20 protein-coding genes are annotated in these 22542 nt (G+C 66.6%); 6 read left to right on the top strand and 14 right to left on the bottom strand.

From position 1 onward, the window contains the following. Positions 1 to 38 precede the first annotated feature (38 nt). From mutS to katG, 3 genes are all read left to right on the top strand, one after another. Complete coding sequence (gene mutS, locus NMB40_RS03785; RefSeq protein WP_494360200.1) at positions 39 to 2594, top strand: DNA mismatch repair protein MutS; 2556 nt, start codon at positions 39 to 41, stop codon at positions 2592 to 2594. A 92-nt stretch (positions 2595 to 2686) separates the two neighbouring features. After that, complete coding sequence (locus tag NMB40_RS03780; RefSeq protein WP_494360199.1) at positions 2687 to 3292, top strand: DUF937 domain-containing protein; 606 nt, start codon at positions 2687 to 2689, stop codon at positions 3290 to 3292. A 174-nt stretch (positions 3293 to 3466) separates the two neighbouring features. Beyond that, the gene (gene katG, locus NMB40_RS03775; RefSeq protein WP_494360198.1) at positions 3467 to 5704 is read left to right on the top strand and encodes a catalase/peroxidase HPI; all 2238 of its coding nucleotides are present in this window, start codon (positions 3467 to 3469) and stop codon (positions 5702 to 5704) included. A gap of 34 nt (positions 5705 to 5738) precedes the next feature. Here the strand turns inward: katG and NMB40_RS03770 are convergent, their stop codons facing one another. Next, the gene (locus NMB40_RS03770) at positions 5739 to 6149 is read right to left on the bottom strand and encodes an RNA-binding S4 domain-containing protein (RefSeq protein WP_282247128.1); all 411 of its coding nucleotides are present in this window, start codon (positions 6147 to 6149) and stop codon (positions 5739 to 5741) included. Between the two features lie 9 nt (positions 6150 to 6158). Continuing rightward, positions 6159 to 6413, bottom strand: a complete 255-nt coding sequence (locus NMB40_RS03765) for a hypothetical protein (protein WP_494360197.1) — start codon at positions 6411 to 6413, stop codon at positions 6159 to 6161. 64 nt (positions 6414 to 6477) lie between these two features. Between NMB40_RS03765 and NMB40_RS03760 the strand changes: the two genes are divergently transcribed. Next, a complete protein-coding gene (locus NMB40_RS03760; RefSeq protein WP_282247130.1) occupies positions 6478 to 7932 on the top strand; it encodes an MATE family efflux transporter in 1455 nt (484 codons plus the stop codon). Positions 7933 to 8002: 70 nt separating this feature from the next. Here the strand turns inward: NMB40_RS03760 and rplS are convergent, their stop codons facing one another. The 7 genes from rplS to ffh all read right to left on the bottom strand — a co-directional run bounded on the left by rplS (position 8003) and on the right by ffh (position 13672). Beyond that, positions 8003 to 8410 (bottom strand): 50S ribosomal protein L19, encoded by a 408-nt coding sequence (gene rplS / locus NMB40_RS03755; protein ID WP_481444471.1) that lies wholly within the window; start codon positions 8408 to 8410, stop codon positions 8003 to 8005. 175 nt (positions 8411 to 8585) lie between these two features. Further along, positions 8586 to 9329, bottom strand: coding sequence for a tRNA (guanosine(37)-N1)-methyltransferase TrmD (gene trmD / locus NMB40_RS03750; RefSeq protein WP_282247132.1), 744 nt, complete (start codon positions 9327 to 9329; stop codon positions 8586 to 8588). A gap of 3 nt (positions 9330 to 9332) precedes the next feature. Beyond that, positions 9333 to 9845 (bottom strand): ribosome maturation factor RimM, encoded by a 513-nt coding sequence (gene rimM, locus NMB40_RS03745; protein ID WP_068850280.1) that lies wholly within the window; start codon positions 9843 to 9845, stop codon positions 9333 to 9335. 42 nt (positions 9846 to 9887) lie between these two features. Continuing rightward, positions 9888 to 10148 (bottom strand): 30S ribosomal protein S16, encoded by a 261-nt coding sequence (rpsP, locus tag NMB40_RS03740; protein ID WP_068850278.1) that lies wholly within the window; start codon positions 10146 to 10148, stop codon positions 9888 to 9890. Between the two features lie 190 nt (positions 10149 to 10338). Further along, positions 10339 to 11121 (bottom strand): aminotransferase class IV, encoded by a 783-nt coding sequence (locus tag NMB40_RS03735; RefSeq protein ID WP_494360196.1) that lies wholly within the window; start codon positions 11119 to 11121, stop codon positions 10339 to 10341. Further along, on the bottom strand, positions 11118 to 12194 hold the full coding sequence (locus NMB40_RS03730) for an NAD(P)H-dependent flavin oxidoreductase (RefSeq protein WP_494360195.1): 1077 nt from the start codon (positions 12192 to 12194) through the stop codon (positions 11118 to 11120). Before NMB40_RS03730 ends, NMB40_RS03735 begins: the two co-directional genes overlap by 4 nt. A 98-nt stretch (positions 12195 to 12292) precedes the next feature. Next, entirely contained in the window at positions 12293 to 13672 is a 1380-nt protein-coding gene (gene ffh, locus NMB40_RS03725; RefSeq protein WP_282245975.1) for a signal recognition particle protein, read from the bottom strand. Positions 13673 to 13768: 96 nt separating this feature from the next. Here ffh and NMB40_RS03720 point away from each other — a divergent pair, with 96 nt between their 5' ends. After that, positions 13769 to 14563, top strand: a complete 795-nt coding sequence (locus NMB40_RS03720) for a cytochrome C assembly family protein (RefSeq protein WP_282245977.1) — start codon at positions 13769 to 13771, stop codon at positions 14561 to 14563. A gap of 37 nt (positions 14564 to 14600) precedes the next feature. Here the strand turns inward: NMB40_RS03720 and radA are convergent, their stop codons facing one another. After that, positions 14601 to 15977, bottom strand: coding sequence for a DNA repair protein RadA (gene radA / locus NMB40_RS03715; protein ID WP_282245979.1), 1377 nt, complete (start codon positions 15975 to 15977; stop codon positions 14601 to 14603). A 170-nt stretch (positions 15978 to 16147) separates the two neighbouring features. Here radA and NMB40_RS03710 point away from each other — a divergent pair, with 170 nt between their 5' ends. Then, positions 16148 to 18205 carry a putative bifunctional diguanylate cyclase/phosphodiesterase gene (locus NMB40_RS03710; RefSeq protein ID WP_494360194.1) on the top strand — a complete coding sequence of 686 codons (2058 nt, stop codon included), beginning with the start codon at positions 16148 to 16150 and terminating at the stop codon, positions 18203 to 18205. 78 nt (positions 18206 to 18283) lie between these two features. Here NMB40_RS03710 and cyoD read toward each other — a convergent pair whose 3' ends face one another. From cyoD to cyoA, 4 genes are read right to left on the bottom strand one after another with little or no spacing between them, the layout of a single operon-like run. Then, on the bottom strand, positions 18284 to 18634 hold the full coding sequence (gene cyoD / locus NMB40_RS03705; RefSeq protein WP_282245983.1) for a cytochrome o ubiquinol oxidase subunit IV: 351 nt from the start codon (positions 18632 to 18634) through the stop codon (positions 18284 to 18286). Next, positions 18634 to 19275, bottom strand: a complete 642-nt coding sequence (gene cyoC, locus NMB40_RS03700; RefSeq protein ID WP_068850257.1) for a cytochrome o ubiquinol oxidase subunit III — start codon at positions 19273 to 19275, stop codon at positions 18634 to 18636. The genes cyoD and cyoC overlap by 1 nt, the downstream gene beginning before the upstream one ends. Further along, positions 19272 to 21275: a cytochrome o ubiquinol oxidase subunit I gene (gene cyoB / locus NMB40_RS03695; protein ID WP_478064519.1), complete on the bottom strand. Its 2004-nt coding sequence runs from the start codon at positions 21273 to 21275 to the stop codon at positions 19272 to 19274. Before cyoB ends, cyoC begins: the two co-directional genes overlap by 4 nt. Positions 21276 to 21277: 2 nt before the next feature. Further along, the gene (cyoA, locus tag NMB40_RS03690) at positions 21278 to 22321 is read right to left on the bottom strand and encodes a ubiquinol oxidase subunit II (protein WP_282245988.1); all 1044 of its coding nucleotides are present in this window, start codon (positions 22319 to 22321) and stop codon (positions 21278 to 21280) included. Between the last annotated feature and the right edge of the window lie 221 nt (positions 22322 to 22542).

The raw sequence follows: 22542 nt of genomic DNA, 5'->3' as shown, positions 1-22542 counted from the left end.
GCAACAACAGCAAAGCATCTAAAGAACACACGCCGGCCATGAAGCAGTTCTTTGCCGCCAAGTCCGGCTACCCGGACCTGCTGCTGTTCTTCCGCATGGGCGACTTCTACGAGCTGTTCTACGACGACGCCCGCAAGGCGGCGCGGCTGTTGGATATCACCCTGACCCAGCGCGGCAGCTCCGGTGGCGCGCCGATCCCGATGGCCGGGGTGCCGGTGCATGCCTACGAGGGCTACCTGGCACGGCTGGTGGCGCTGGGCGAGTCGGTGGCCATCTGCGAGCAGATCGGCGACCCGGCGCTGGCCAAGGGCCTGGTCGAGCGCAAGGTGGTGCGCATCGTCACCCCCGGCACCGTCACCGACGAGGCGCTGCTGGATGAGCGCCGCGATACCCTGCTGATGGCGCTCTCGCGCGGCAAGAACGGCTACGGGCTGGCCTGGGCCGACCTGGCCGGCGGCCGCTTCCTGGTCAACGAGGTCGATTCCGACGACGCGCTGGAAGCCGAACTGGCCCGCCTGGAGCCGGCCGAGCTGCTGGTGCCGGATGAAGAGAACTGGCCGGAATTCCTCAAGCACCGCAGCGGCATCCGCCGCCGCGCGCCGTGGCTGTTCGATGCCGACAGCGGCCGCCGGCAGCTGCTGGCCTTCTTCAAGCTGCATGACCTGACCGGCTTCGGCATCGACGACAAGCCGCGCGCCACCGCTGCAGCCGGCGCACTGCTCGGCTATGTCGAAGAAACCCAGAAGCAGCGCTTGCCGCACCTGACCTCCATTTCCACCGAAACGGCGAGCGAAGCGATCGCGATGAACGCGGCCACCCGCCGCCATCTCGAGCTGGATACGCGCGTGGACGGCGATACCCGCAACACGCTGCTGGGCGTGCTCGATACCACCGTGACCCCGATGGGCGGGCGCCTGCTACGCCGTTGGCTGCACCGTCCGCTGCGCCTTCGCGAGGTGCTGGTGCAGCGCCACGATGCAGTGGCCACGCTGATTGATCGCGGTGCCGACAGCGACGTGCGCGAAGCCTTCCGTGCGCTCGGCGACCTTGAACGCATCCTCACCCGCGTGGCGCTGCGTTCGGCGCGCCCGCGCGATTTCTCCACGCTGCGCGATGGCCTGGGCCTGCTGCCGGAGGTGCGCGCGGTGCTGGCGCCGCTGGATTCGCCGCGCCTGGTCGCCCTGCGCGAGGCCTTGGGCTCGCATGACGAATGCGCGCACCTGCTGGCCTCGGCCATCGCCCCTGCCCCGCCGATGAAGCTGAGCGACGGTGGCGTGATCGCGGAAGGCTATGACGCCGAGCTGGACGAGCTGCGCCGCCTGTCCACCCACGCCGACCAGTTCCTGATCGACCTGGAACAGCGCGAACGCGCCAGCAGCGGCATCGCCACGCTGAAGGTCGGCTACAACCGCGTGCATGGCTACTACATCGAAATAAGCAAGGGCCAGAGCGAAAAGGCGCCGGTGCATTACACCCGCCGCCAGACCCTGACCAATGCCGAGCGCTACATCACCGAAGAACTGAAGTCGTTCGAAGACAAGGTACTGTCAGCGCGCGAACGTTCGCTGTCGCGCGAAAAACTGCTGTACGAACAGCTGCTCGATACGCTGGCCGGCGAACTGGAACCGCTCAAGCAGTGCGCCGCCGCGCTCAGCGAACTGGACGTGCTGGCCGGCTTCGCCGAACGCGCGCAGGCGCTGGACTGGGCGCGCCCGGAGCTGGACACCGCCCCGTGCCTGCGCATCGAGCGCGGCCGCCACCCGGTGGTGGAAGCAGTGCGCGAGCAGCCGTTCGAACCCAACGACCTGGACCTGCACGCCGACCGCCGCATGCTGGTCATCACCGGCCCGAACATGGGCGGTAAATCCACCTACATGCGCCAGAACGCGCTGATCGTGCTGCTGGCCCACATCGGCAGCTTCGTGCCGGCCAGCCGCGCGGTGATCGGCCCGATCGACCGCATCCTGACCCGCATCGGCGCCGGCGATGACCTGGCACGCGGGCAGTCGACCTTCATGGTCGAGATGAGCGAAACCAGCTACATCCTGCATCACGCCACCGCGCAGTCGCTGGTGTTGATGGACGAAATCGGCCGCGGCACCTCCACGTATGACGGCCTGGCACTGGCAGATGCGGTGGCCCGCCACCTTGCTTACGAGAACCGTTGCTACACGCTGTTTGCCACCCACTACTTCGAGCTCACCGCGCTGGCCGACGAGCAGCACGAAGGCGGCATCAGCGGCATTGCCAACGTGCACCTGGACGCGGTGGAGCACGGCGAGGCATTGGTGTTCATGCACGCGGTGAAGGACGGCCCGGCCAACCGCAGCTTCGGCCTGCAGGTGGCCGCATTGGCCGGCCTGCCCCGCGCCACCGTGGCCCAGGCCCGGCGCCGGCTGGCCGAGCTGGAGCAGCGCGGCGGCGAGACCGTGGCCGCCACCATGGCCCCGCAGGCGCTGGATGCACCGCAGCAGTTCGGGCTGTTCACCGCGCCCTCCAGCAAGGCACAGGAGGCGCTGGCGGCGATCGACCCGGATGAGCTGACCCCGAAGCAGGCGCTGGAGGCGCTGTACCGGCTGAAGGCGCTGGTGTAGGCCGGGCGCGGGGGCGCGTGAAGCCTTCGCATTCCCTTCGTGCACGCGGCGTTATGCTCCGCCGGTCCCATCCCGGGTCGAAGGAGTCGATCGTGAATACGAACTCGCTCACCGCATCCCTTTTCTCGCAGTTGCAGGGCACTGGCGTCCAACAGGTCTCCCAGCAGCTCGGCCTGGACCAGAACCAGGCCACCCAGGCGGTCAGCGCCGCCCTGCCCCTGTTGATGGGCGCGCTCGGCAGCAATGCCAGCCAGCCGCAGGGCGCGCAGTCGCTGCTCAATGCGCTCCAGAAAGATCATCTCGGCGGCGGGAGCGGCGGCGGCGGTTTCGACCTTGGCGGCATCCTTGGTGCCGTGCTCGGGGGCGGCGGCGGAGGTGCGGCCACCAACGGCGCTGGCATCCTCGGCCACGTCTTTGGCGGCCAGACCAATCAGGCGGCCCAGGTGCTGGGCAACAAGACCGGCCTCGACAGTGGCCGCGCCGGCCAGCTGTTGGCAATCCTGGCGCCCATCGTCATGTCATTCCTGGCCCAACGGTTTGCCCAGCAGGGCAATGCCAACGAACTCGGCCAGGCGCTCGGCGCCGAAGCGCCACCGGCAGCTGCCGGCGGCATTGGCGGCCTGCTCAACGCGTTCGACCAGGATGGCGACGGCCAGTTCGGCCTCAGCGATGTCATGGGCATTCTCAGCAAGCGCTGACCTGCCCCCGTCGCCGGCCTCCCATGGCCGGCGACCTTTCAATAGTCCGTGCCTATCACTTCGGTTAGTTCAATTGAATTTACCAACCGCCGAACGGCGCATAGGGTAGTTGGGCTGCCCTCGCGTCCTTCCGCGGGGCCCATTCCACATTCGCCAGTCCACAGGTAACTACCCATGAAAAGCGAAGCGAAGTGCCCGTTCAACCACGCCCTTGTCGGCGATGCCACGACCAACCGCGACTGGTGGCCCAACCAGCTCCGCGTGGACCTGCTCAACCAGCACTCCTCGCGCTCGCACCCGCTGGCCGCTGACTTCGATTACGCCCAGGCGTTTTCCAAGCTCGACTACGCTGCCCTGAAGGCCGACCTCACCGCGCTGATGACCGATTCGCAGGAGTGGTGGCCGGCGGACTTCGGCCACTACGGCGGCCTGTTCGTCCGCATGGCCTGGCACAGCGCCGGCACCTACCGCATCGGTGACGGCCGCGGTGGCGGCGGCCGCGGCCAGCAGCGCTTCGCCCCGCTCAACAGCTGGCCGGACAACGTCAGCCTGGACAAGGCGCGACGCCTGCTGTGGCCGATCAAGCAGAAGTACGGCCAGGCCATTTCCTGGGCCGACCTGCTGATCCTCACCGGCAACGTCGCGCTGGAATCGATGGGTTTCAAGACGCTCGGCTTCGCCGGCGGCCGCCCCGATACCTGGGAACCGGACCAGGACGTGTACTGGGGCCGCGAAACCACCTGGCTGGGTGGCGATGTGCGCTACGCGCACGGCTCCGAAGGCGTGGTCGAAGACCATGGCGTGCTGGTGTCCGATGACGATGCCGACGGTGACATCCACTCGCGCAACCTGGAAAACCCGCTGGCCGCCGTGCAGATGGGCCTGATCTACGTGAACCCCGAAGGCCCGGATGGCAACCCGGACCCGATCAAGGCCGCCATCGACATCCGCGACACCTTCGGCCGCATGGCCATGGATGACGAGGAAACCGTGGCCCTGATCGCCGGTGGCCACAGCTTCGGCAAGACCCACGGCGCCGGCCCGGCCGACAACGTGGACGTGGAACCCGAAGCGGCAGGCCTGGAACACCAGGGCCTGGGCTGGGCCAACAAGTTCCGCAGCGGCAAGGGCGGCGACACCATCACCAGCGGCCTGGAAGTGACCTGGACCCGCACCCCGGCGCAGTGGAGCCACGACTTCTTCCAGATCCTGTTCGGCAACGAATGGGAACTGACCAAGAGCCCGGCCGGCGCCCACCAGTGGGTGGCCAAGAATGCCGAGGCCGTGATTCCCGACGCGCACGACCCGTCGAAGAAGCACCGCCCCACCATGCTCACCACCGATCTGTCGCTGCGGCTGGACCCGGCCTACGAGAAGATCTCGCGCCGCTTCCTCGAAGACCCGCAGGCGTTTGCCGACGCGTTCGCGCGGGCGTGGTTCAAGCTGACCCACCGCGACATGGGCCCGCGTGCCCGCTACCTGGGCCCGGAAGTACCGGCCGAAACCTTCATCTGGCAGGACCCGGTGCCGGAAGCGCCGAAGTCGCAGATCAGCGCGGGCGACGTGGCCGCACTGAAGCAGCAGATCGCGGCTGCCGGGTTGAGCGTGGCGGAGCTGGTCTCCACTGCATGGGCCTCGGCATCCACCTTCCGCGGTTCGGACAAGCGCGGCGGCGCCAACGGCGCGCGCATCCGCCTGGCCCCGCAGAAAGACTGGGCCGTGAACCAGCCCAGGCAGCTGGCCAAGGTGCTGGCGGCGCTGGAGAAGATCCAGGGCGGCTTCAAGGGCGATGGCGGCGCGCAGGTGTCGCTGGCCGACCTGATCGTGCTGGCCGGCAATGTCGGCGTGGAGCAGGCGGCCAAGGCCGGCGGCCATGACGTCAGCGTGCCGTTCAACGCGGGCCGCACCGATGCCAGCCAGGAACAGACCGATGTTGAGTCGTTCGCGGTGCTGGAGCCGTATGCCGATGGTTTCCGCAACTACGTGAAGGGCCGCTACAGCGTGCCGGCCGAGGCGCTGCTGATCGACAAGGCGCAGCTGCTCACCCTGACCGGGCCGGAGCTGACCGCGCTGGTAGGCGGCCTGCGCGTGCTGGGGGCGAACGTGGATGGCAACACCCAGGGCGTGCTGACCGACCGCCCGGGCACGCTGAGCAACGACTTCTTCGTCAACCTGCTGGACATGGGCACGCAGTGGAAGGCCAGCGGTGACGGCTATGAAGGCAGCAGCCGCAACGGCGGCGGCAAGCGCTGGACCGGCAGCCGTGCCGACCTGGTGTTCGGCTCCAACTCGGTGCTGCGTGCGGTGGCCGAGGTGTATGCCAGCGCCGATGGCGAGAAGAAGTTCGTGCAGGACTTCGTCGCCGCCTGGGCACGGGTGATGGAGCTGGACCGGTACGACCTGCACCGGTGATGCGAAAGGCGCCCTTCGGGGCGCCTTTCCTGCTTCAGATCGCGTCGATGTCGCCCAGCGCGCGGATCAACCGCCGCGCGCGTTTGTCCGGGCGGTGCTCTGGCGGCTGGTAGCCATTCTTCGCGGCCGCACGCTGCGCCCGCAGTTCGGCGCGCCGCGCGCGGGAGGCCTCGCTCTCTTCATACAGCTGCTGCGCCACCGGCGCCGGGCCACGCAGGTCGCTCAAGCCGCGCACCTGCACGTCATACACCTCATCGCCACGGCTGATCTGCAGCTGCTCGCCCACGCGCACCGCGCGCGAGGATTTCGGGCGCTGCCCGGCCACGTCCACCTTGCCCGTTTCCACGGCCTGCTTGGCCAGGCTGCGGGTCTTGAAGAAGCGTGCGGCCCACAGCCACACATCCAGCCGCACGGCGGCGGGCACCAGCGTAGTTGCTTCGGTCATGCGGGCGGTTCAGCTCCCCGGCTCTGCCGGTCGTCGGTTCAGCGGTTGCGGCGCCGAGGGGTTGCCACGGCACCCGGTGCCACCGATCAGCACGGGTACCCCCGCATCCAGATCGCGGCGCTGGCTGCCGACCTGGCATTCCGGTCGGTCCATCGGCCTTACCTGCGCATCGCGCAGGCGGTCGTCTGTAGACGAACATGCGGGCAGCAGCGCGGCAATCAAGACTGCCGCCAGTGCGGGGATGAACCGGTCAGGTGTACGCATCGCGATATCCCGGTTACGGGGTTGGTGCTAGTGTGCCGCTCTCCGGGCTTGATCTCCAGAGCACATGGCCAAAGCGCCGCTTGACCTGACTACCGGCCCGATCGGGCGCAATCTGTTCCTGTTCGCCCTGCCGATCCTGGCGGGCAACATCGCCCAGTCGTTGAACGGCTCGGTGAATGCGGTGTGGGTGGGCCGCTTCCTGGGCGAGGCGGCGCTGACTGCCACCGCGAACGCCAACAACATCATGTTCTTCCTGATCGGTTCGGTGTTCGGCATCGGCATGGCCGCCACCATCCTGATCGGCCAGGCGATGGGCGCCAAGGACATCCCACAGGCCCGGCGGGTGATGGGCACCAGCGCTACCTTCTTCATCGGGCTGTCGGTGGTGATCGCCATCGCCGGCTGGTGGCTGTCGCATCCGCTGCTGGCGGCGATGGGCACACCGGCTGCGTCACTGCCGCTGGCCGAGGCCTACCTGCGCATCATCTTCCTGGCCATGCCCACGCTGTATGCGTTCGCCTTCCTCAGTTCGGCGCTGCGCGGCGTCGGCGATTCGCGCACGCCGTTCCGCTTCCTGCTGCTCTCGGTGGTGCTGGATATCGGCTTCAACCCGCTGCTGATCTTCGGCATCGGGCCGTTCCCCAAGCTGGGCATTGCCGGTGCGGCGTGGGCCACGCTGATCGCGCAGACGCTGTCGCTGATCGGCCTGCTCTGGTACATGCGCAACAAGCGCCATGTGCTGTGGCTGGGCCGCAAGGACATGCGGCTGTTCAAGATCGACACCGAGATCCTGCGTGCGCTGGTGGTCAAGGGCGTGCCGATGGGCCTGCAGATGGTGCTGATTTCGCTGTCGATGATCATGATGATGACCATGGTCAACAGCTACGGCACCGATACCGCCGCGGCCTATGGGGCGTCGCTGCAGCTGTGGACGTATGTGCAGATGCCGGCGATGGCCATCGGTGCGGCGTGTTCGTCGATGGCGGCGCAGAACGTGGGCGCGGGCAACTGGTCGCGCGTGCGCGGTACCGCGCGCAGCGGGGTGTTGTACAACTTCCTGCTGACCGGCGTGCTGATCCTGCCGCTGATCCTGCTGGACCGTTACTCGCTGGCACTGTTCCTGCCCACCGGCAGCGAAGCGCTGGACGTGGCGCGCCACCTCAACCACATCGCGGTGTGGTCGTTCCTGTTCTTCGGCGTGAACTTCGTGATTTCAGGTGTGGTGCGCTCCACCGGTGCGGTGATTCCGCCGCTGCTGATCCTGGCGGTGTCGCTGTGGGGCATCCGCGTGCCGTTCGCCGAGCTGCTGCAGGACCGCCTGGGTGCCGATGCGGTGTGGTGGAGTTTCCCGGTGAGTTCGTTCTGCGCGATGCTGATGTCGCTGGCGTATTACCGCTGGGGCGGCTGGCGCAAGGCGCGCATGTTGCCGAGCCATCGTGAGGAAATGGCGGCGCCGGCGGAAATACCCGCATCGCCGCCGTCGCCGGTCGCCGATCCGGACCCGCGCCCGGCATCGTAATGCCGGAAACGCAAACGGCCACCCGAAGGTGGCCGTTTGCTGACGCGACAACCGAGGTTGTCGGCCGGTATTACTGGGCAGCCTTGGCAGCCAGGCGCGCGGCCTTGGCCTGCGCAGCAGCAGCCAGATCTTCCTTGATGCGGGCAGCCTTGCCTTCCAGGCCACGCAGGTAGTACAGCTTGCCGGCGCGGACCTTACCACGACGCTTCACTTCGACCGAGTCGATGATGGCGCTGTGGGTCTGGAAGACGCGCTCGACGCCGTAGCCGTGCGAGATCTTGCGGACGGTGAACGCGGAGTTCAGGCCGGCGTTCTTGGTGCCGATCACGACGCCTTCGTACGCCTGGACGCGCTCGCGGTTGCCTTCCTTCACCTTCACGTTCACGACAATGGTGTCGCCCTGGCTGAACTTCGGCAGCTCGCGGGTGATCTGGGCGGATTCGAAGTCCGAGAGGATGGATTTGTTCAGCTTGCTCATGGGTGCACCGATTGTGTTCGTTCGGGTGGGCGTGTCATTTCGACAACGTAGGCTCATGCAGTCACCGGACTGTGCTGCACGTTTTTTGTAGGGTTTCCACCGTCAGGCGTGAAAGGCCTGATGGGAATCCGCAATTCTAACCACATCTGGGGGCGGTTACCACCCCGGCCAGGCGTTACGGCAGTTCGGCCTTGGCCTGGTCCAGCAGGATCCGGTCGGCCTTGGACAGGCTGGCCTCGTCAAGCAGGTCCGGGCGCCGCAGCCAGGTCCGCAGCAGCGACTGCTGGCGACGCCAGCGGGCGATGGCCGCGTGGTTGCCCGAGCGCAGCACGTCCGGGACATTGCCCCATTCATGTTGTGCCGGCTGGCTGAAATGCGGGCAGTCCAGCAGCCCCTGCGGGCCTTCGAAACTGTCCTGGGCGGCAGACTCGGCGTCGTTCAAGGCGCCTTCCTGCAGCCGGGTGACGGCATCCACGATCACCGCCGCGCCCAGCTCACCGCCGGACAGGACGTAATCGCCAATCGAGATTTCCTCGGTGACCTCGGCCGCCAGGAAGCGCTCGTCCACGCCCTCATAGCGCCCGCACAGCAGGATCATGCGCGGCAGTGCCGCCAGTTCCCGGACCTTGGCCTGGGTCAGCGGCTTGCCCTGCGGACTCAGGTAGATCACCGGGGCCGGCGCCGGGTCGGCCGCCTTGGCCGCCGCCAGGCAGGCGCGCAGCGGCTCGATCAGCATCACCATGCCCGGGCCACCCCCGAACGGACGGTCGTCCACCCGGCGGTAGTTGCCCTCGGCGTAGTCACGCGGATTCCAGCCATGCAGGTCCAGCAGGCCGCGCTCGGCTGCACGGCCGACCACGCCCAGCGCGGCCGACTGCGCCATGAATTCCGGGAACAAGGTGATGACGTCAATGCGCACCGGTCAGAACTCCGGGTCCCAATCAACGATGACCAGGTTGGCCTCGAAATCCACCGATTTCACGAAGTCCGGCTGCACGAACGGAATCATCCGCTCACGGTCGCCCTGCACCACCACCACGTCGTTGGAGCCGGTCGAGAACAGGTGCGAGACCCGCCCCAGTTCGACGCCATCAACGGTACGCACCTGCAGGCCTTCCAGGTCGACCCAGTAATACTCGTCGGCCTTCGGCGGCGGCAGTGCGCTGCGTGCTACATAGACTTCGGTTCCGTACATCGACTCGACCACATCGCGGTCGGTGATATCGGGAAACACCGCTACCAGGTGCTTGCCGGACTGACGTCCGCGCGCGCCCTTGAGGGTGCTCTCCTGGCCGGCGGGCGAGCGCAGGATCCAGGGCTGATAGTTGAAGATGGCGGTACGCGGCTCGGTCCAGGACTCGAGCTTTATCTCGCCTCGCACACCAAAAGCGCCGACAATCCTGCCCAGCAGGATGCGGCGCTCGGTATCTTTCATCTGTATATGCCGACGGGCCGCGCCAGGCGCGGCCCTTCAGGATCAGGCCGCAGCGGCCTGGGCCTTGGTCGCTTCCTTGTACAGGTTGCGAACCTTGTCGGTCAGCTGGGCGCCATTGGCAACCCATGCGTCGACCTTCGGGATATCCAGCACGATGCGGGCTTCGGCGCCCTGGGCAACCGGGTTGTAGTAACCCACGCGCTCGATGTTGCGGCCGTCACGCGCGCTGCGCGAGTCGGTCACGATGATGTGGTAGAACGGACGCTTCTTGGCGCCGCCGCGGGTCAGTCGGATCTTGACCATGGTGTTGCTTCCTCTATTGCCCAGTCGCCAGGATGGCGCGGTAAGCCGGCGATTATAGCGGCGGGTCCGGGGCATTCCAAGCCCGAGGAGGATGCTGAACCTGAATGGGACCCCGCGTAGCGACACGCCATGCGTGTCCCACGGAAAACCGGCTCAGTTCGGGATCGTGCGGGACACGCATGGCGTGTCTCTACAGGGCCGTCCACGCTTGGGCGGCAAGGATTTCGCCTGCGCGCCTCGCCAGCGCCTCGGACTCGGCAAACCGGTACCCATCAATGCCCGCAATCGGCCAGACGCCGGTGGCGTTGAGGCCTATCGCCGCGTCGAACCCGCCCAGCTGCTCCAGGCCCACCGCTTCAAGTGTCGGTGCCCCGCCCCACCCCGCCTGCAGCAGGCGCTCATGGGTGCCGCGCAGTGCCGGTGCCTGCGGCCAGACCACCTCGCCGTTGCGTGCGAAGGCCACGTTCCAGGTGGTGCCTTCGCTGACCAGCCCGTGCGCATCCACGAACAGCGCGTCGTCGAAACCGGCCTGCAGCGCCTGGCGGCGCTGCTGGAACAGCGCGAAGGTGCCAACGTGTTTCAGGTGCGGCAGCTCGCGCTGGTAGTGCACGCTGCACACGCGTCGCGGTGATGAAGGTGCCGATGCCGGCGGCGCCACCGCGACCAGCACATCCACCGGTACCGGCTGCAGCGGCTGGCGGAAATCGAACGCGCGGGAAAACACCGTCACCCGCAGCGAGGCGTCGGCCACGCCTTCAGCCTGCAGCGCCGCCTGCATCCAGGCCTGCACCTGGGTGCCGTCCAGCGTGCTGCCAAACAGTTCCGCCGTGCCCTGGCGCAAGCGCCGCAGGTGCAGGTCCAGCCCCTGCACCGCACCGCCACGCACCTGCAGCGAGGTGAAGTGACCGTAGTTGACCAGCGCGCCGGCCAGTTCGTCGGCGCTGGCGCGGTGGCCGTTGCAGTACACGCTCATCCCAGCAATCCGCGCGCGTCAGCCCACAATGTGCGCAGCACTTCGGCCGCCGGCTTGTCGGCAGCCATCCAGGCCGATTGCCCGGCCCACGCCTGCATCGCGTCGATGCGGTGTTCGCGGTTGGCCTGGGCACGCATCGGCGCGGTCAGGCCGCGCTGCACCGGGTACGGGCGCGGCGGCGGCGCGGTTGGATCAGCGGCTGCACGCACATAAGGCGTCGCCAGGCCACGGCCAAGCCGGCCGCTGAAGGCACGGGTCGGCCAGGTGTCTTCGGGTTCGGCGGTGGCCAGCGCCTGCGACCAGGCCGGGTCGATCGCGCATTCGGGCGTGCGCAGGAACGCGGTACCGATCTGCACCGCGCTGGCCCCCAGCATCAGCGCGGCAGCGATGCCGCGCCCGTCGGCGATGCCGCCTGCGGCGATCACCGGCACCTGCAGGCGGTCGGCCAGGCGCGGCACCAGGGCGAACAGGCCCACCAGCTGGCGCTCGGCAGCCGCCGGGTCGAACGCGCCGCGATGGCCGCCGGCCTCGAAGCCCTGCGCCACTACCGCATCGGCACCGGCTGCTTCGGCGGCCAGCGCTTCGGCCAAGGTGGTGGCGCACGCGAACCAGGCGATGTCGGCGTCTTTCAGGCGCTGCACCTGGGCGGCGCTGAAGACGCCCATGATGGTGGAGGCGACTGCAGGTTTCGCGGCGATCAGTGCGTCGAACTGCGCGTCGAAATCGGCCGGGCCGGCGTCGGCGGCGTCTGCCGGGACTTCCGGGCCCCATTGCGCGAGGAAGGTGCGGGTGGCTGCTTCGGCGCTGGCATCGCGCTCGGGCGCAGCGTCCGGAATCCACACGTTGACCTGTGCCGGGCCAGTGGACTGGGAGCGGAAGGCGTCCATCCACGCCACGATGTCCTGCGGCTGCGAGAGGACCGCGCCCATGGCGCCCATGCTGCCGTGGTTGGCCAGTACGGCCGACAACGTCACCGGGCAAGCGCCCGCCATGGGGGCCAGCAGGATCGGGGACTGCAATAAAAAACGCCGACAGAAGTTGTCGGCGCGTTCGAGGATTCGCGGGTCGGTCATGCGGGGCGCACCTTGGGGGTCGACCTTTACAGTCTACGCCGGGTGTCCCGTGGACACGCATGGCGTGTCCCTACGCATGATCGCCGCATGGCGCGGGCTCAGCGGAACGGGAGGCCGCCGCGGCCGCCCATGGCACCCATCATGCCCTTCATGCTGCGCATCATGCCCTTCATGCCGCCGCCGGCCATCTTGCTCATCATCTTTTCCATCTGCTGATACTGCTTCATCAGCTTGTTGACGTCGGCCGGGGTCAGGCCGGAACCGCGCGCGATGCGGGCACGGCGCGAGCCGTTGAGCAGGCCCGGGTTGCGGCGTTCCTTCTTGGTCATCGAATTAATGATGGCGATCATGCGCGGCACTTCCTTGCCCTGGCTGACCTGCTGCTTGAGGTGCTCGGGGATCTGGCCCAGGCCCGGCAGCTTGTCCATCAGGCCGCCGATGCCGCCCATGTTCTGCATCTGCTCGAGCTGGTCGCGCATGTCGTTCAGGTCGAACTTCTTGCCCTTGGCGACCTTCTCGGCCAGCTTCTGTGCCTTGTCCTTGTCGACCTGCTGCTCGACCTGCTCCACCAGCGACAGCACGTCGCCCATGTCCAGGATGCGGCTGGCGATACGGTCCGGGTGGAACACGTCCAGGCCGTCCGGCTTTTCGCTGACGCCGACGAACTTGATCGGCTTGCCGGTGATGTAGCGCACGCTCAGCGCGGCACCACCACGGGCGTCACCGTCGGTCTTGGTCAGCACCACGCCGGTCAGCGGGAGTGCTTCGCCGAAGGCCTTGGCGGTGTTGGCCGCGTCCTGGCCGGTCATGGCATCGACCACGAACAGGGTTTCAGCCGGGTTCACCGCCGCGTGCAGGGCCTTGATCTCGGCCATCATCGCTTCGTCGATGGCCAGGCGGCCGGCCGTATCGACCAGCAGCACGTCCACGAACGACTTGCGCGCATCATCGATGGCCGCGCGCACGATGGCTTCCGGCTTCTGGTCGGCGCTGGACGGGAAGAACAGCACGCCCACCTGGTCGGCCAGGGTCTTCAGCTGCTCGATCGCAGCCGGACGATAGACGTCGGCCGACACCACCATCACCTTCTTCTTGCGCTTTTCCTTCAGGTGCTTGGCCAGCTTGCCCACCGTGGTGGTCTTGCCCGCACCCTGCAGGCCCGCCATCAGGATGATGGCCGGGGCCGGCACGTTGAGGTTCAGGTCGGAGGCGGCCGAGCCCATCACAGCGGTCAGCTCGTCGCGCACGACTTTGATCAGCGCCTGGCCCGGGGTCAGCGACTTGAGCACTTCCTGGCCAACCGCGCGCACCTTGATGCGCTCGACCAGGGCCTGCACGACCGGCAGGGCGACGTCGGCTTCCAGCAGCGCGATGCGGACTTCGCGGGTGGCCTCGCGGATGTTTTCCTCGGTGAGGCGACCGCGGCCACGCAGCCGCTCGATGGTGCCGGAGAGGCGCTGGGTCAGGGACTCGAACATGGAGGCAACCTGTTCAGAACGAAAGACAAAGAGACGCACAGTATAGCGGGTCCGCCGCACTCCCCCGACGGCCCGGGGGTATGCGAAACTGACACGATGACAATCGTTCTCATCGCGACCCTCCTGTACCTGGCTGCCACCGCCCTGCTGGTGCGCGCGGTGGTGCGCGATGACGCCAACCGCTCGCCCACCTGGCTGTGGCCGGCGGTGCCGGCGATGGTCCTGCACGGCAGCTACCACGCACTGGTGGCCCTGCACACCAGCGGCGGGCCGGACATGCACTTCTTCGCGGCGCTGTCGCTGGTCGGGCTGGGCATGGCCTGGCTGACCTCGCTGGTGGCCGCGCGCGGGCGCATGGCCGCGCTGGGCGTGCTGGTGTTCCCGATGGCCGCAGCGGTGCTGTGCGTCTACCACGGCTACGGGCATGCACCGAGCCGGCCGCTGGGCTGGCAGCTGGCCACCCACGCCTGGATGGCGCTGCTGGCCTACGCCACCCTGAGCGTGGCCGCGCTGCTGGCGATCATGCTGTGGCTGCAGGAACGCGCCCTGCGCCGCCGCGATTTCCGCCCGTGGCTGCGTGCCCTGCCGCCGCTGGCGGACCTGGAATCGCTGTTGTTCCGGGTGATCGCGGTGGGTTTTGCCCTGCTCACCCTGACCCTGGTGACCGGGGTGCTGTTCGTGGACGACCTGCTGGCGCAGAAGCTGGTGCACAAGACCGTGCTGAGCGTGCTGTCGTGGATCGTGTTCGGCACGTTGCTGATCGGCCGCCGCCGGTATGGCTGGCGCGGCGCCAAGGCGGTGCATTGGACGCTGACCGCGATGGCGCTGCTGCTGCTGGCGTTCTTCGGCAGCCAGTTCGTGATCGAACTGGTATTCGGGCATACCCGGTAAGCGCGTACCGACCAACGGTCGGCACCTGCCGATTCCGCTAGATCGCGTCGATGGCTTCTGACAGGCGCTCTACGGCGATGACTTCCATGCCCTTCACGCTGCCCGTCTTGGGCGCGTTTGCCTTGGGCACGATGGCGCGTTTGAAGCCGTGGGTGGCCGCTTCGCGCAGGCGGTCCTCGCCGTTCGGCACCGGGCGGATCTCGCCGGACAGGCCGACTTCGCCAAAGGCAATCGTCTTCTCCGCCAGCGGCCGGTCCTGCAGCGAGGACAACACCGCCAGCAGCACCGGCAGGTCCACGGCGGTTTCCTGCACGCGGATACCGCCCACCACGTTCACGAACACGTCCTGGTCGCCCACCAGCACCCCGCCGTGACGGTGCAGCACCGCCAGCAGCATCGCCAGACGGTTCTGCTCCAGGCCCACCGCCACCCGGCGGGGGTTCGACAGCGGTGAGGCATCCACCAGCGCCTGCACTTCCACCAGCAGCGGCCGGGTGCCTTCGCGGGTGACCATCACGCAGCTGCCCGGCTGGCGGGTGCTGCCACCGGACAGGAAGATCGCGGAGGGGTTGGAGACTTCCTTCAGCCCCTTCTCGCCCATCGCGAACACGCCCAGCTCGTTCACCGCACCGAAGCGGTTCTTGAACGCGCGCAGCAGGCGGAAGCGGCTGCCGCTCTCGCCTTCGAAATACAGCACCGCATCCACCATGTGCTCGAGCACGCGCGGGCCGGCGATGCCGCCCTCCTTGGTTACATGCCCCACCAGGAACACGGCCGTGCCGGTTTCCTTGGCAAAGCGCACCAGCCGCGCCGCGCTCTCGCGCACCTGGCTGACCGAGCCCGGGGCGGCGGTCAGCGATTCCGTCCACAGCGTCTGCACCGAATCGGCCACGATCAGCTTCGGCCGCGCCGCGCTGGCGTGCTGCAGGATCGCTTCCACCTGGGTTTCGGCCAGCGCGTTGACGTTGTCCAGCGGCAGGTCCAGCCGCACCGCGCGGCCGGCCACCTGCGACAGCGATTCCTCGCCGGTGATGTACAGCACCGGCAGCGTGGCGGCCATCTTCGCCACCGCCTGCAGCAGCAGGGTCGATTTGCCGATGCCCGGGTCACCGCCCACCAGCACCACCGCGCCTTCGACCAGGCCGCCCCCCAGCACGCGATCGAATTCGCCGATGCCGGTGCTTACCCGCAGGTGCTCGGTCTGCTGCACGTCCTTGAGCGCCATGATCTTCGGCGCATCGACCTTGCCGGCCCAGCCCGAGCGGCGCGCGGCCGGCGACTTGGTAGCCGCAGCGCTTTCCAGCGTGATCTCGCTCAGCACGTTCCAGGCGCCACACTCGGTGCACTGCCCCTGCCACTTGCTGTATTCCGCGCCGCATTCGGTGCACACGTAGGCGGTGAGCCGCTTGGCCATGTCAAATCCAATTCATCGTCTGTCGGGCAGGATAGCCGAGCCGCGTCGCAGCAACCGAGACGCGCGCCCAACCGCCGGCTGAACGCCCCCGCTCAACCTTGCCCCGCCCCGGCCGATACCGTGGCGGGCGCCCGCGCCTTTCCCTTCCCCATGTACCCCCAGGCTTTTCCATGACCGGCACCTACAGCCAGAGTCTCGTCGTTTTCTCGCTGCTGGTTGCCATCCTCGCCTCGTACACCGCGTTGGACATGGCCGGCCGGCTGGCCAGTACCGAAGGCCGTGTGGCCCGCTGGTGGCTGGCCGGTGGCGCTGCCGCCATGGGCCTGGGCATCTGGTCCATGCACTTCGTGGGCATGCTCGCCTTCCACCTGCCGATCCCGGTCGGTTACGACCTCGCCATTACCCTGTACTCGCTGGCCGCGTCGGTCGGCGCATCGGCATATGCGTTGTGGCTGGTGTCGCGCCCGGAACTGCCGTGGCCGCGCCTGGTGGCCGGCGCGGTGCTGATGGGCCTGGGCATCGCCTGCATGCATTACCTGGGCATGGCCGCGATGCGGATGGAGCCCGGCATCGACTACGACCCGCTGTGGTTCACCGCTTCGCTGCTCATTGCCATCGTCGCCGCCGGTGCCGCCTTGTGGATCGCCTTCCGGCTGCGCAGCCAGCAGCGCCATACCGGGCTGCTGCGCGGGCTGGCCTCGCTGGTCATGGGCCTGGCCATCGTAGGCATGCATTACACCGGCATGGCCGCCGCCAACTTCCCGGAAGGCAGCATCTGCGGCGCGGTGTACGCCAACGGCCTGGATACCAAGTGGCTGGCGGTGCTGGTCATCGTCACCACCCTGGCCACGCTGGGCATCGCGCTGATCGCCTCGCTGTTCGACCGCCAGATGCGTACCCGCACCGGCCTGCTGGCCGATTCGCTGGCCCAGGCCAACGAGAAGCTGCTGCAGGCCGCGCTGCACGACCCGCTCACCCAGCTGCCCAACCGCATGCTGCTGCAGGACCGCATCGAACAGACCATTGAGAAGGCCAAGCGCCGCAACTTCAGCTTCGCGGTGATGTTCTGCGACCTGGACGGCTTCAAGGCCATCAACGATGCCTACGGCCACCAGCTGGGCGACAAGCTGCTGATCGAAGTGAGCCAGCGCGTCAGCGGCTTGCTGCGCGGGCACGACACCTTCGCGCGGTTGGGCGGCGATGAGTTCGTCATCGTGTTCCAGCTGGATGTGCCCGAGGATGCCGCCGTGGTGGCCGAGCGCATCATCGCCTGCGTGGGCGAGCCGTTCGAGATCGATGGGCATGACCTGCACGTCACCTCCAGCCTGGGCATCGCGATGTACCCCACCGATGCCACCACCGAACGCGAACTGATGGCGCACGCCGATGCGGCCATGTACCACACCAAGGATTCCGGGCGGAACGGCTATACGTTCTTCACCGAGTCGATGCACGTCAGCGCCAACCGCCAGCTCAAGCTGCTGCAGGAACTGCGCCGCGCGGTGCAGCGCGATGAAATGGTGCTGCATTACCAGCCCAAGTTCCGGGCCGATGGCGGCGGGCTGATCGGTGCCGAGGCGCTGGTGCGCTGGCAGCACCCCGAACTGGGCCTGCTGGGCCCGGACACTTTCATTCCCATTGCCGAACGCAGCGGGTTGATCCTGCCGCTGGGCGACTGGGTGCTGGACCAGGCCTGCGCGCAGCTGCGGCAGTGGCATGACGCCGGGCACGTGACGTGGTCAATGGCGGTGAACCTCTCGCCGCTGCAGTTCGCCTCGACCACGCTGCTGGAAACGGTGAAGCGCACGCTGGAAAGGCACGGCCTGGCCCCGCACCACCTCACCCTGGAAGTGACGGAAACCACGGCCATGCAGGATGTGGAAGCCAGCCTGCAGATCCTGCACGGGCTGACCGCGATGGGGGTGAACATCTCCATCGATGATTTCGGCACCGGCTATTCCAGCCTGCTGTACCTCAAGCGCATGCCGGCCACCGAACTGAAGATCGACCGTGCGTTCGTGCGCGATCTGGAAGACAACGCTGAAGATGCCGCGATTGTGTCCTCGATCATCGCGCTGGGGCGTTCACTGCAGCTGCAGATCGTGGCCGAAGGCGTGGAAACGGCCGGCCAGCGCGATTACCTCAACGCACTGGGCTGCGACCTCCTTCAGGGCTACCACCTGGGCAAGCCGGTGGCCGCCGACGAGTTCCTGCGCAACGCCGCGTAACCCCGCAACCCAACGCCGACCCAAACAAAAAGGCCGCCCCTTGGGGCGGCCTTTCTGCATGCATGCGGTCGGTGGACCTCAATGCATCATGTGCACGTTCATGTTGTGCATCACCCACAGCGTGCCGGCGACGATGATGCCGATCACCACGACGGTGAAGGCCGCCGCACTGACGTTCCAGCGCTGTTCCGACGAGCGGTTCAGGTGCAGGAAGAAGATCAGGTGCACGAAGATCTGCAGGATGGCCGCCACCACGATGATGACGCCCGTGGTGAAGACCGGCAGGCCGCCCTTCATCACCGCCCAGAAGGGAATGATGGTGAGCACCGCGGCCAACAGGAAACCAACCAGGTAGGACTTGACGCTGCCGTGGCTTTCGCCGGCGGCGCCATGACCGTGGTCGTGTGCGTGATTGTCATGTGCGGCCATTACAGCGCTCCCTTCAGGTAGACGACGGAGAACACGCCGATCCAGATCAGGTCCAGGAAGTGCCAGAACAGGCTCAGGCACGCCATGCGGGTCTTGTTGGTCGGGGTCAGGCCGTTCTGCTTGATCTGGATGAACATGATCAGCAGCCACAGCAGGCCGGCACTCACGTGCAGGCCGTGGGTGCCCACCAGCGCGAAGAACGCCGACAGGAACGCACTGTGGTCCGGACCGAAGCCCTCATGGATGAGGTGGTTGAACTCCCACACTTCCATGACCATGAAGCCGAAGCCCAGCAGCCAGGTCAGGCCCAGCCACAGGTACATCTGGCCAACCTTGTGCTTGTGCAGCGCGATCATGCCCAGGCCGAAGGTCAGCGAGGACACCAGCAGCAGCGTGGTTTCCCACGCTACGAAGGTCAGGTCGAACAGGTCCTTCGGACCCGGGCCACCGTTGGTGCCGCCGGCCAGCACGATGTAGGTCGCGAACAGGCTGGCGAAGATGAGGCAGTCGCTCATCAGGTACACCCAGAAACCGAAGACGGTGTTCTCGCCGGTGTCGTGGTGCTCGTGGTCATCATGGCCATGGGCCGCCGCGTGTGCGGCGTGCCCGTGGTTCACGTTGTTGGCGATAGTGCTGCTCATGCCTGCAACTCCGATTTCACCAGACCCTGCGCCTGCAGGTGACGGCGGTGCTCATTTTCGATCCGCTCCACTTCGGCAGCCGGCACGTAGTAATCCACGTCCTTGTCGAAGGTGCGCCAGATGAAGGTGCCGATCATGCCGACCAGGCCAACGATGGCCAGCCACCAGATGTGCCAGATCATCGCGAAGCCGAAGACCAGGCTGAAGGCACCAATCACCACACCGGTACCGGTGTTGCGCGGCATGTGGATGTCGGTGTACTTGGCCGGGCGTTCCCACGCCTCACCACGCTGCTTGCGCTCCCAGAAGTCGTCCAGCTCGGTGACCTTGGGCAGCGAACCGAAGTTGTAGAACGACGGCGGCGAAGAGGTTTCCCACTCCAGCGTACGGGCATCCCACGGATCGCCGGTCAGGTCGGCGGTCTTCTTGCGGTCGCGGATGGACACGGCCACCTGGATGATCTGGCACAGGATGCCGGCACCGATGATGAACGCACCGACCATCGCAATGACCAGCAGCGGCTGGTATTCCGGGTTCGGGTAGCTCTGCATGCGGCGGGTCATGCCCATGAAGCCCAGGATGTACAGCGGCATGAAGGCCACGTAGAAGCCGATGAACCAGCACCAGAACGCGCGCTTGCCCCAGGCCTCGTTGAGGCGGAAGCCGAACATCTTCGGCCACCAGTAGGTGATACCGGCGAACATGCCGAACACCACGCCGCCGATGATGACGTTATGGAAGTGGGCGATCAGGAACAGGCTGTTGTGCAGCACGAAGTCGATGGCCGGGATCGCCAGCATCACGCCGGTCATGCCGCCGATGGTGAAGGTGACCATGAAGCCGATCGTCCACAGCACCGGGCTGGTGAACTGCACGCGGCCGCGGAACATGGTGAACAGCCAGTTGAAGATCTTCACGCCGGTGGGAATGGAGATGATCATCGTCGTGATGCCGAAGAAGGCATTGACGTTGGCACCCGAACCCATGGTGAAGAAGTGGTGCAGCCACACGATGAACGACAGCACGCCGATGCAGGCGGTGGCGTACACCATGCCCTTGTAGCCGAACAGCGCCTTGCGCGAGAACGTGGCGATCACTTCGGAGAACACGCCGAAGGCCGGCAGCACCAGGATATAGACTTCCGGGTGACCCCAGATCCAGATCAGGTTGATGTACAGCATGGCGTTGCCGCCACCGTCATTGGTGAAGAAGTGCGTGCCCAGGTAACGGTCCAGGGTCAGCAGCACCAGGGTGACGGTCAGCACCGGGAAGGCGGCGATGATCAGCACGTTGGTGACCAGCGCGGTCCAGGTGAACACCGGCATGTGCATCAGCTTCATGCCCGGGGTACGCATCTTCAGGATGGTGATGAAGAAGTTGATACCGCTCAGTGTGGTGCCTAGACCTGCTACCTGCAGGCCCCAGATGTAGTAATCGACACCTACCCCTGGACTGAACTCCTTGCCCGACAAGGGCGGGAAGGCCAGCCAGCCGGTCTGCGCGAATTCACCCACGCCCAGCGAGATCATCACCAGGCCCGCGCCCGCCACGAACAGCCAGAAGCTGAGCGAGTTGACGAATGGGAAGGCCACGTCGCGCGCGCCGATCTGCAACGGCACCACGACGTTCATCAGGCCGGTGATCAGCGGCATCGCCACGAAGAAGATCATGATCACGCCGTGGGCGGTGAAGATCTGGTCGTAGTGGTGCGGCGGCAGGAAGCCTTCGGCGCCGTTGGCGGCGATGGCCTGCTGGGTACGCATCATGATGGCGTCGGCAAAGCCGCGCAGCAGCATGACGAAGGCGACGATGAGGTACATCGCGCCGATCTTCTTGTGGTCAACCGAGGTGAACCACTCTTTCCAGAGATAGCCCCACAGCTTGAACTTGGTGATCAGGGCCAGCACGAGCAGGCCACCGATCCCCGCGCCAACCAGCGTGGAGATGATGATCGGGTCGTGCGGGATGTCAGCGAATGTCAGTTTGCCCAACGGATTCATGCTTATTCTCCCGAGCCTGCGTGGCCGGCGTGACCGGCGGCGGCGTGCTCGTCTGCAGTGTGTTCGGCATGGTCGGCCGGCATGTCATGGGCACCGGCCGGCATCTCGTGGCCTTCGTGGCTTTCGCCCTCGGCGCCGTGCGACATGCCCTTGTGATCCATGGCCTTGTGGTCCATGCCGTAGTGCTGGTTGTCACCCATGTGGCGGGCAACGACCCAGTCGAACAGACCGGTTTCGGTGGTACCGAAGTAGGTCACCGGGTGCCAGTCGTGGTTCTTGTCGGCCACCAGCGCGCCAAAGGCGGCCTGGTCCATCGGGGTGCTCTGCGCACGCACCTTGGCCAGCCATGCCTGGTATTCGGCTTCGGTCACCGAGTTGGCGTCGAAATGCATCTTGCTGAAGCCCGCGCCGCTGTAGTGCGAGGACATGCCCGGGAAGGTGCCGGTCTCGTTGGCGATCAGATGGAGCTTGGTCTCCATGCCGGTCATCGAGTAGATCATGCTGCCCAGGTGCGGGATGAAGAAGGCATTCATCACCGAATCGGACGTGATCTTGAAGTTCAGCGGGGTGTTCACCGGGAAGGTGATTTCGTTGACCGTCGCGATGTTCTCTTCCGGGTAGATGAACAACCACTTCCAGTCCAGCGAAATGGCTTCAATCACCACCGGCTTGGTATCGGACTCCAGCGGACGGTACGGATCCAGCGAGTGCGAAGACCGCCAGGTCAGCACGGCCAGCACCAGCACGATCATGCAGGGGATCGACCAGACGACCACTTCGATCGCGGTGGAGTGCGACCACTTCGGCTCGTAACGGGCCTTGGTGTTGGAGGCACGGTACTTCCAGGCGAAGGCGAGGGTCATGATGATGACCGGCACGACGACCAGCAGCATCAGCACGGTGGCCGTGATCAGAAGGGTCTTCTGATCGTGGCCGACCTGGCCCTTCGGGGCCAGAATGGCCGAGCTGCAGCCCGTCATGAACACGGACAACGCGAACAGCAGGCCCGGGCGCAGCCAGCGCCCAAGGGATTTCAACGGAATCATCGGTCGATCCAATTGCGTAGGGAATGCCTTCTCAAGCGCGCCCCTCCGGCCAAAGCCGGGTGTACCGGTCCCAAGGGGGCGGCACGGAGGACGTTCATGTCAGCCCCCTAATTTTATGCCGTCACGCACCATTTAAGAAAGGCATTGACAATGATCTGGCGCAGGAAAGGCCCGGAAACGGCTGCGACACGTTGTCGCACTGCGCGCAGACTGCCCGGATC

It is taken from the genome of Stenotrophomonas sp. FBCC-B152 (assembly GCF_059134105.1).
Note: the sequence above shows the minus strand (reverse complement) of the source record. Positions and strands in the feature narration are given on the sequence as shown.